11 protein-coding genes are annotated in these 9,840 nt (G+C 28.0%); 3 read left to right on the top strand and 8 right to left on the bottom strand.

Translation table 11 applies throughout. The features are described 5' to 3' along the window. Positions 1 to 1,674, top strand: a 1,674-nt coding sequence (locus ACTG3V_RS14145) for an LTA synthase family protein (RefSeq protein ID WP_439132821.1), incomplete at its 5' end; no start/stop codon positions are given. Position 1,675: 1 nt separating this feature from the next. On the opposite strand, the gene ACTG3V_RS14140 is transcribed toward ACTG3V_RS14145, so the two are convergent. After that, on the bottom strand, positions 1,676 to 2,128 hold the full coding sequence (locus tag ACTG3V_RS14140; RefSeq protein ID WP_439132820.1) for a DUF1569 domain-containing protein: 453 nt from the start codon (positions 2,126 to 2,128) through the stop codon (positions 1,676 to 1,678). A 1-nt stretch (position 2,129) separates the two neighbouring features. Then, positions 2,130 to 3,131: a DNA polymerase III subunit delta gene (gene holA / locus ACTG3V_RS14135; RefSeq protein WP_439132819.1), complete on the bottom strand. Its 1,002-nt coding sequence runs from the start codon at positions 3,129 to 3,131 to the stop codon at positions 2,130 to 2,132. A gap of 102 nt (positions 3,132 to 3,233) precedes the next feature. Here holA and ACTG3V_RS14130 point away from each other — a divergent pair, with 102 nt between their 5' ends. Further along, complete coding sequence (locus ACTG3V_RS14130; protein WP_439132822.1) at positions 3,234 to 3,677, top strand: type I restriction enzyme HsdR N-terminal domain-containing protein; 444 nt, start codon at positions 3,234 to 3,236, stop codon at positions 3,675 to 3,677. Positions 3,678 to 3,723: 46 nt separating this feature from the next. Next, a complete protein-coding gene (locus tag ACTG3V_RS14125) occupies positions 3,724 to 4,722 on the top strand; it encodes a glycosyltransferase family 2 protein (protein WP_439132818.1) in 999 nt (332 codons plus the stop codon). A gap of 14 nt (positions 4,723 to 4,736) precedes the next feature. Here the strand turns inward: ACTG3V_RS14125 and ACTG3V_RS14120 are convergent, their stop codons facing one another. The 6 genes from ACTG3V_RS14120 to yajC form a co-directional block, all read right to left on the bottom strand. Next, positions 4,737 to 5,357: an L-threonylcarbamoyladenylate synthase gene (locus ACTG3V_RS14120; protein ID WP_439132817.1), complete on the bottom strand. Its 621-nt coding sequence runs from the start codon at positions 5,355 to 5,357 to the stop codon at positions 4,737 to 4,739. Between the two features lie 68 nt (positions 5,358 to 5,425). After that, positions 5,426 to 6,127 carry a response regulator transcription factor gene (locus tag ACTG3V_RS14115; RefSeq protein WP_439132816.1) on the bottom strand — a complete coding sequence of 234 codons (702 nt, stop codon included), beginning with the start codon at positions 6,125 to 6,127 and terminating at the stop codon, positions 5,426 to 5,428. Positions 6,128 to 6,137: 10 nt separating this feature from the next. Beyond that, positions 6,138 to 7,694, bottom strand: coding sequence for a sensor histidine kinase (locus ACTG3V_RS14110; RefSeq protein WP_439132815.1), 1,557 nt, complete (start codon positions 7,692 to 7,694; stop codon positions 6,138 to 6,140). 124 nt (positions 7,695 to 7,818) lie between these two features. Further along, complete coding sequence (gene coaE, locus ACTG3V_RS14105) at positions 7,819 to 8,409, bottom strand: dephospho-CoA kinase (RefSeq protein WP_439132814.1); 591 nt, start codon at positions 8,407 to 8,409, stop codon at positions 7,819 to 7,821. Continuing rightward, the gene (locus tag ACTG3V_RS14100) at positions 8,410 to 9,351 is read right to left on the bottom strand and encodes a CdaR family protein (RefSeq protein WP_439132813.1); all 942 of its coding nucleotides are present in this window, start codon (positions 9,349 to 9,351) and stop codon (positions 8,410 to 8,412) included. A gap of 101 nt (positions 9,352 to 9,452) precedes the next feature. Next, positions 9,453 to 9,746 carry a preprotein translocase subunit YajC gene (gene yajC, locus ACTG3V_RS14095; RefSeq protein ID WP_439132812.1) on the bottom strand — a complete coding sequence of 98 codons (294 nt, stop codon included), beginning with the start codon at positions 9,744 to 9,746 and terminating at the stop codon, positions 9,453 to 9,455. Positions 9,747 to 9,840: the final 94 nt, after the last annotated feature.

The raw sequence follows: 9,840 nt of genomic DNA, 5'->3' as shown, positions 1-9,840 counted from the left end.
GGATATTTGTCTGTAATTCCTTTTTTATTGGTGATTTTTTCAGTTTTTATCTACCCGAAAATAATAGCAACAATTGTAAAATGGTATACCATTGCAATCATTATTTTTATCACCTTATTGTTGCTTATTGATGCAGGTCTTTACCAAGCTTGGGGGGTTCGTTTAGATACTTCTCTATTACCCTATTTAAACACCCCTGAATTGATGATTGCGTCAACCTCTACTTTTCAACTTATTTCTGGTGTATTAGGTTGGCTTTTTATTTCTTATATATTCGTTAAAATATTTAATACCTCTTGTCATAAAAAATCAAAACAAATTACAACTGGATTTTGGTTAGAAGCCCCTGTTTTTTTGTTGCTTACTGCAGCTCTTATCATCCCTATAAGAGGTGGTTTTCAAACCATCCCTGTAAATCAAAGTAACGTGTATTTCTCAAATAAAATGTTTGCAAACCATGCTGCCATAAATTTTATATGGAATTTTTTCAATACACTAACCCATAAAACAGATGGTAAAAACCCTTATGTTTATTTTGAAGATGAAACTGCCACAAACATTATTGAAAATGCAAGAAAGCCGCTTTTAAATGCTGATAGTGATTCAGTTTTAACACAAAATCAACCAAATGTTTTATTAATACTTTGGGAAAGTTTACCTGCAAAAATTGTAGGATCTTTAGGTGGCGAACCTAATGTTACACCAAATTTAAATCGATTATCAAAAGAAGGAATTTTATTTACCAATTTTTATGCAAATGGAGATAGAACTGATAAAGGAATACCTGCAATTTTAAGCGGTTATTATCCACAACCTGTAAAGAGAATTATGCGAATGCCTAATAAAACAAGAAGTTTACCTATGTTGCCAAAAAAAATGGAAGAATTGGGTTATACAACTTCGTTTTATTATGGAGGTGACTTAAATTTTGGAAATATGAATACCTATTTACGAAATGCAGGAATCAAAAATTTTATAGATGGTAGTGATTTTGACTCTAAAGATTGGAACTCAAAATGGGGAGCCTACGATGATGTTTTTATGAAACGTTTGTTAAAAGATTTAAATACAAATAAAAAAGAACCTTTCTTTAAAGTAGCTTTAACCTTAACGAGTCATGAACCTTATGAAATAAAAGGTGAATATGTTTTTGGTAAAGATTCTGAAGACAATAAATTTAGAAGTGCACACCATTTCACAGATAAAGTTATTGGAGATTTTATTGAAAACGCAAAAAAACAAGATTGGTATAAAAATACGTTAATTGTAATTATGGCTGACCATGGACATAGTTCTCCAAAGCACAAAGGCCCTTATTTTTCTCCTAAAAAATTTAGAATACCTATGTTGTGGTTGGGTGGAGCTGTAAATCAACAGCTTAAAGAAATACCAACTTTTTCTAGTCAAGTAGATTTTTCTTACACTCTTTTGGATTTGTTAAATGGAAATAAAAAAGAATTTGTTTTTGGAAAAAACATTTTTAATTCTTCAGATAAAAATTATGCACACTATATTTTTAACAAAGGTTATGGAACCTTGAATAAAAATGGCTTTTATGTGTATGATTATATCAGTAAAAAACCAATAATAAATTCAGGTAGTACTTCGAATTTAGATTCTTTAGGAAAAGCAATTACACAACAATCTTATCAAGATTTTTTAGAAAGAAAATAAATTAAACTCCAAATTGTTGCAAATGATGGTTTAAATGTTTGTAAAATAAATTATTCCACTCTTTTGCGGTTAAATTTCCAAAAGAATGAGATGCTTTACCTTCAAACTCTTTTTCTCCTAATTGTTGGGTTTTGTTTATAAAATCGATTAAACGTTTCTTTTCGGTATCAAAAACTTTATCATCAACAATTAAAAATTGTGGTGCAGTTCTGCCATTTTTAGCATACGGTTTTTCTGAAACCACAATATTTTTTACAAAAAGTTTCATCATATATCTTGTAAATTTATTCGGTTTCGGATGCTTATCTGTATACACCATTTCATAAGTTACACAACAATGTGCTAACATTTGTGCTACAGACATTTTACCCCAAATTGGTTGTGATTTTGGTGTTAATTTCTCAATTCTATTGATAATTTCTTCAGTTACTTTTTTTGTGAAAATATTTTTCATTTTAATGTAAAATTTTGAATATAAGTTCTTTTAAAATATCACCTTGACTTTGGCTAGCACCAACACCTTTGCTTTTTACATCTGCATCTCTTAAAAAAGTAATTACTTGAGCTACTTTTCGCATTGGATAATTTCTTGATGCCGCAAAATAATCATCAATAAAATAAAAACTAACCCCTAAAGATTTAGATACAGCACTCTTAGATTTATCTTGCAAACCATGAAATAACAATAGTTTTGTAAAGAAATTATTCAACAAAGAAATGGTCATCACAGTTGGATTGTTTTTAGGGTTTTCTACAAAATAATTGATAATTCTATTTGCTTTTAAAACGTTTTTAGCACCAATTGCTTTTTGCAACTCAAAATTATTAAAATCTTTAGAAATCCCAATATTCTCTTCAATATGTTTATCATTTATAATGGTTTCTTTGGGTAAAATCAACATTAATTTATCTAATTCGTTGGCAATTTTACTTAAATCAGTACCTAAGAACTCCACTAACATTTGTGCCGCTTTTGGCTCTATTTGATATTTTTTTCCACTTAAAACTCTACGAATCCAATCTGCTACTTGATTGTCATACAACTTTTTACTTTCGTAAAGTAAACCCGATTTTGCAATTGCTTTATGCAGTTTTTTACGCTTATCTAACTTTTTATATTTATAGTTCAATACCAAAACCGTAGTTGGTTGCGGGTTTTGAGCGTAAGCAACTAATTTTTCAATACTTCTACTTAAATCTTGGGCTTCTTTAACAATAATAACTTGTCTTTCAGCCATCATAGGATAACGTTTTGCTGCAGCAACAATATCCTCTATACTAGCATCTCTACCATACAAAACTTGCTGATTAAAGCCTTTTTCTGTTTCATCTAAAACAGTATCTTCAATATAATCCGAAATTTTATCGATATAATAAGGTTCATCACCCATTAAAAAATAAATGGGTTTTATATTTCCTTTTTTGATGTCTGAAACTATGGTTCTTATTTCGTTCATGAGGGTACTCTAGCGTTTTCCTAAAGAAAAAGAATTCAATTATATTGTTGATATAAGTTTGTAATTTGAAATTAAAACAAGATGTTTTACTACATTTGAATGATGATAAAACTGAATTTACCAGATTATAATTTCAAATTCAAAAATAGCGAAAATAAGACGCTTATTTTTGATAATCTTCGAAAAAAATATATGGTTTTAACTCCTGAGGAATGGGTTAGACAAAATTTTGTAGCTTATTTGATCGAAGTAAAAAAATACCCAACCTCTTTAATTGCCCTAGAAAAACAGTTGACTATTAACAATCGAAAAAAAAGAACTGATATTCTAATTTTTGATAAAAATGGAGCGCACAATATTATTGTTGAATGTAAAGCACCACATATAAAAATAACACAAGATACATTTGATCAAATTGCACGTTATAACTTAAAATTAAAAGCCAATTACCTAGTTGTAACCAATGGTTTAGCGCATTTTTATTGTAAAATGGATTTTGAGCGAGAAACGTACGTGTTCTTACCCAATATTCCTGATTATAATTAAGATAAAATTAGAACTTAACTAATTTTTAAAATGTAAATTCGCAACCTTGAAAACTGCAATTGTCATATTAAATTGGAATGGTAAGCAACTGCTTGAACAGTTTTTACCTTCAATCGTAAATTTTAGTTTACATCAAGCTGATATTTATGTAGCTGATAATGCTTCTACTGATGATTCAATTGCATTTGTAAAAACTTTTTTTCCGTCTGTAAAAATTATTGAAAACCCAAAAAATGGTGGTTATGCCAAAGGATATAATGATGCATTACAAGCTGTAGATGCAGATGTGTATTGTTTAATTAATTCTGATGTAGAAGTTACCGAAAATTGGCTTCCTCCTATTTTAGAGGTTTTTAAAACTGATGAAAATACGGCTATAATTCAGCCTAAAATTTTAGATTACAAAGACAAAACCAAATTTGAATACGCAGGTGCAGGAGGTGGTTTTATCGATTTATATGGATATCCTTATTGTAGAGGACGTGTTTTTAATCACTTAGAAAAAGACACCCATCAATTTAATGATATTACTGATATTTTTTGGGCTTCTGGAGCCTGTTTTTTTATTCGTTCTAATGTGTATCACAAAATCAAAGGTTTTGATGAAGACTATTTTGCACATCAAGAAGAAATTGATTTGTGTTGGCGTGTACAAAATATTGGGTTTACAATAAAATATGTTGGTACTTCAACAGTTTATCATGTAGGTGGAGCTACTTTACAAGAAACAAACCCACATAAAACCTATTTAAACTTTAGGAATAGCTTATTAAATGTAGTTAAGAACGTACCTAAAAAGTGGTTTTTATTTGTTGTTTTTTCTCGTTTAATTTTAGACGGAATTGCCGGTCTTAAATTTATTATAGAACTTAGACCTGTACATACTTGGGCTATATTAAAAGCTCATTTAAGTTTTTATAAAAACTTTTACAAGTTCTTAAAAAAGCGAAAAACACTTATTAAAAAACAAGATTATAATTTACACACTAGTATAGTTTGGCAATACTTTGTTTTAGGAAGAACTAAGTTTAAAAATTTACAGTAAAGTTTTAAAAAGTTTTATAAAATATCTAAACTACCTTTACCTTCTCTAATAACTTCGGGTTCTGAATTGGTAAGATCTATAATTGTAGATGCATAATTATCTCCATAACCACCATCAATTACAACATCAACAATATTTTTCCATTTTTCAAAAATCAATTCAGGATCTGTAGTATACTCCAAAACATCATCATCATCTCTAATAGATGTGGAAACTATTGGGTTGCCAAGTGTTTCTACTAAAACTCTGGCAATATTATTGTCTGGTATACGAATACCTACTGTTTTTCTTTTTTTAAAAGGTTTAGGTAAGTTTTTACTACCTGGTAAAATAAAAGTATATGGCCCAGGCAATGCTTTTTTTAAAAGTTTAAATGTTGGTGAATCTATTTGCTTTACATAATCAGACAGGTGACTTAAATCGTTACAAACAAATGAAAAATTAGCTTTTTCTAGTTTTAAACCTTTTAATTTTGCAATTTTTTCTAGCGCCTTAATGTTTGTAATATCGCAACCTAAACCATAAACAGTATCTGTTGGGTATATAATTAAACCACCATTTTGCAGGGTTTTTACAACTTTTTGAATCTCATTTGCATTAGGATTCTCATTATAAATTTTTACAAACTTTGCCATTTTACAAAAATTTTAAAATAACTCAACTTTAGGTAAAGCTGAGTCATTTTATAAGGAAGTATTTTATATTATGATTTATCTACCAACCTAAAACCTTCTCCGTGAATATTTAAAATTTCTACATTTTCATCGGCTTTTAAATATTTACGCAACTTAGCTATATATACATCCATACTTCTTGATGTAAAGTAATTGTCATCTCTCCAAATTTTTGTTAATGCTAACTCTCTTGGCATTAAATCGTTTTTATGAATAGCTAACATACGGAGTAGTTTGCTTTCTTTTGGTGAAAGTTTTGAAGGTTCACCTTCTTCACCAATTGATAAATGACGTAGTTTAGAATTAAAGAAAAAAGATCCAATATTAAACTCGAACTGTTCTGACTCTGCTGATTTATCAGTTTCTTTACGCTGTAAAATAGCTTTTATTTTGTGTAATAAAACCTCAGAATCAAAAGGCTTATTCAAATAATCATCTGCACCCACTGAATATCCTTTTAAAACATCTTCTTTTAAAGTTTTTGCAGTTAAGAAAATTATAGGTACTTCTTTATTGGTAGCTCTTATGTCTTGCGCAAGAGAGAAACCATCTTTTCTAGGCATCATTACATCTAAAATGCATAAGTCATAATCGCTGTTTTTAAACATAATTAATCCTTCAATACCATCTTTTGCATGTGTAACGTTATAATCGTTTAATGCCAAATAATCTTTTAAAACGGTTCCAAAATTTGGATCGTCTTCCACTAATAAAATCTTTTTACTTCCCATTTTTATACTTTTAAATTAAAGGTAATTTTACTGTAAATATGCTTCCTTTTCCTTTTTCGCTTTCTACAAAAACTGTTCCATAATGTTTTTCAACAATTTCTTTTACATAAGCTAAGCCTAAACCATGACCTTTTACATCATGTATATTACCTTTTTGCTCTCTGTAAAATTTATCAAAAACATTTTTTTGAACAGCTTTACTCATTCCAATTCCTTCATCTTTTATTTTAACGATGAAGAATTTATTGGTACTCTCTGTATATACATCAATTACAGGTGCACCTACTGTGTATTTTATTCCGTTTTCTAAAATATTAACAAATACGTTGGTTAAATGAAACTCGTTTCCAGATATTTCTGTAGTTATCGCTTCGAAATGTGTTTTAATAACTCCTTTTTTATCTTGCATCAATAAACTAACATGGTTCATTGCGTCATCTATTACGTCGTGAATATCAATAGTTTCCTTACTAATTTCTAATTGATTTTTTTCTAATTTAGAAATTCGTAATACATTTTCTACTTGTGTATGCATTCTTTTATTCTCATCCTTAATCATATTAATATAACGCAACACTTTGTCATTATCGCTAATAATTTTCGGATTCTTAATAGAATCTATAGCTAAGTTAATGGTAGCAATTGGTGTTTTAAATTCATGTGTCATATTGTTGATGAAATCTGTTTTAATTTCTGATATCTTTTTTTGTTTAATCAATTGATATAAAGAACTTGAAAACGCAATAATGATAATAAAAATGAAAAATAATGACAACAATAAAATACTAGATATACCAGATAAAATATGATTATTTTGATTCGGAAAAGTAATATATAAGATATGTTCTGGATTACCTTCTGAATCCGAAAACAACTCACGCTTATAACTTCCTTTTTGTTTTATTGTATAATAACCAGATTTTAAAGGTGTTGCCAAACCATCATAGGTGTATACGCCATATTTAAAATCTAAATTTATATCTCTTTTTTTTAACTCATCTTTTATAGTTGCATTTAACTCTCTATTGCTTACTCTTTGATTTATAGGATATTTTTTATAACTTTCTTTTAAAAGCTCTTCAAATTGTCCATCTTCCAAAATTTTCATTCTTCCTGTAAATGAAAAACGTTTTTCACTTGTGGCATTGAGAATGTCGTCGGGTGATTTTATAAATCTTGTTTGAGAAAAATCTTTTTTACCTGTAACCCTGGTAAAAATTATTTTTTCATCATCTAAGAAATCTAAAGGAATTTCAAAATTTTCTTCTAAGATTGTAGTTCCGAAAGTTATTTTTCTATTGTTTGTTGTATCTATCTGTTGAAAAAGGTAATTTTTAATTTGGGCATTATCTGCTGTAGATTTTGCTTTTATAAAATCTTGAACTTGCAATCGAATTTGTTCTTCTTCTTTTTGATAAATTCTTTCGGCAACACTTCCTAAAGATTTTTGAACATCGTTTTTAAATTGTGCCTTTTTACTCTCTAATGCGTTGTTAATCCAATATAGCTGAACAGCGATGATTCCTATTAAGGAAACGCTCATTAAAACAACGATAAGAACAAACATTTTTTTACGCATAAATCAAAGTTAAGTTTTAATAAAATGGCAAATCACGTTTTTAACGTTGATTAACAAATTTAAAGTAAATTTAAGAGTGTTTTAACAAAAGTGTTGAAGATATTTGAACGTTTTAAGAGTTAACTGTTAAAATATTATGGATTCTTTGCACCTGCATATTCGTTTCCTCTAGGTTTTCATTCAAAATAACGTAGTTAGATTGTAGTATTTTTTTTTGATCATCCCATTGATTTTTCATCCTATTTAATACCTCTTTTTTAGTGGATTGATCTCTTGTAATTACTCGTTGAATTCTAGTATTTAAATGTACAAAAACTGTAATAATAATATCACAAAAAAGATGACTTTTACTCTCAAATAATATTGCATTTTCATAAATAATATACGCTTTTTGATTATTTATTTTGATAAAATGCAAAAAATGATTCCTTACTTCTGGATGCACAATACTATTTAATTTAGCAAGTTTTTCTTTGTCTTTAAATACAATATTTGAAATAAATTTTCTGTTTAATGTATCTTTAGTATAGGATGCTTCTCCAAAATTAGCAATTAATTTATCTTTAATAATTTTTGAAGAATTCATTAACTTTTTAGCTTCTACATCTGCAATATAAATAGCGCAATTAGTATGGCTTGCAAACATTTTTGCAACTGTAGTTTTACCACTACCAATACCACCTGTTAAACCAACTATTTTCATTTATTTTTGAATTAAAAAATCAATTTTTGTTGGATTTATTTTAAAACTTTTTACAAAATCAGGCTTGGCAACTACTTTCGGAATTAAGTAATCTAAATTATTCTTTTCAGAAAATCGATAATCACATTCTATTTTAAACGAGGTTTCTGATACTTTTACAAAGTTAGATAAGGCAACCACAAAACCAACTTCTACATTTTTAGTAAGTGTTGTTATATTGGTATTTGGGGGTAAATTTTTTATGGTAATTGGCACTTGTAGTTTACCTTCTGTAAATTTATCCACTTTACCATAAATAGTTGATATTGTGGTATTAAATTTTAAGTTTTTACTTTTTTCTGGCTTTTGTATGTTTACTTGCTCTTTAAAGTTTGATTTTACATCTGTAAGCGTTAACTTTTTTAAATTAAGATAATTGATTTTTGCAATTTGAGACTCAGGACCAGACACAATTATCGAGTCTGGTTTTAAAGTAATTTCATCTAATAAATCATACCCAATGTGATAATCTATTTCTAAATTTGGTTTTAGTGCTATTTTTTTTGATGTTAATAACCCTAAATTTAAGTAAATAGTATCTTGTATAATTTCTTGCAATTCTACACCAGTAAGTAACTGTTTTTGAATTTTTGAACGTTGATTATCAATTAAAAAATAAAATTTAGACGAATTTTTTCTATTTAGTTTAGAAGCATCAAGTTCAATGGTTTTTTGAGAAATTTTTGCTCGTAAAATTTTAAACCCAGATGCCTTTATTGCGACATCTATTTTTTTAATGGGTGTTTCTTGCAATAACTTGTCTTGTGCAATTTTTGTATACTTAACAGGATAGTTAATTACAGTTTTGTATTCTTTAGAAAACGTAATTAACAGCCATATCAAAGCTGATATTGCTAAAAAACTAAAAAATGTTTTCGGTATTTTCTTTGAAGATTTTGCCAAGAAGTTTAATTTTTTATCTAAAGTACTGAAAAAGCTTGTAAACAAAAAGTGAGCTTTATCTAATTATAGAAAAAGCTCACTTTTTAAAATATAGTTTATAATTACTTTTTGTCTGTAACCATATATTTTTTGCTCAACTCTAATGAAATTGCAGAGCGCTCAAATCTTATTTTTCCTGCGCCAGTTTCTATAGTAACTGTATTATCAGAAGCATTAATTTCTGAAATTTTTCCGTGAATACCACTAGAGGTTACTACTTTTGTACCTTTTTTAATTTCTGCTAAAAATGCTTTTTCTTTCTTTTGTTTGTTCATTTGTGGTCTTATCATAAAAAAGTATAAGACTAAAATCATTGCAGCAAAAGGCAAAAAACTAGCTATTGTTCCTGAATCCATTTTTTTTATTTATTATTTAGCTTTTGGCGTAACCATACCTTTAAGAGTTAAAACCTCTCTTCCAGTTTCGGTATTTGTTATTAATGTAATATTT

This window comes from Polaribacter sp., from assembly GCF_965660385.1.
GTDB lineage: Bacteria > Bacteroidota > Bacteroidia > Flavobacteriales > Flavobacteriaceae > Polaribacter.
Note: the sequence above shows the minus strand (reverse complement) of the source record. Positions and strands in the feature narration are given on the sequence as shown.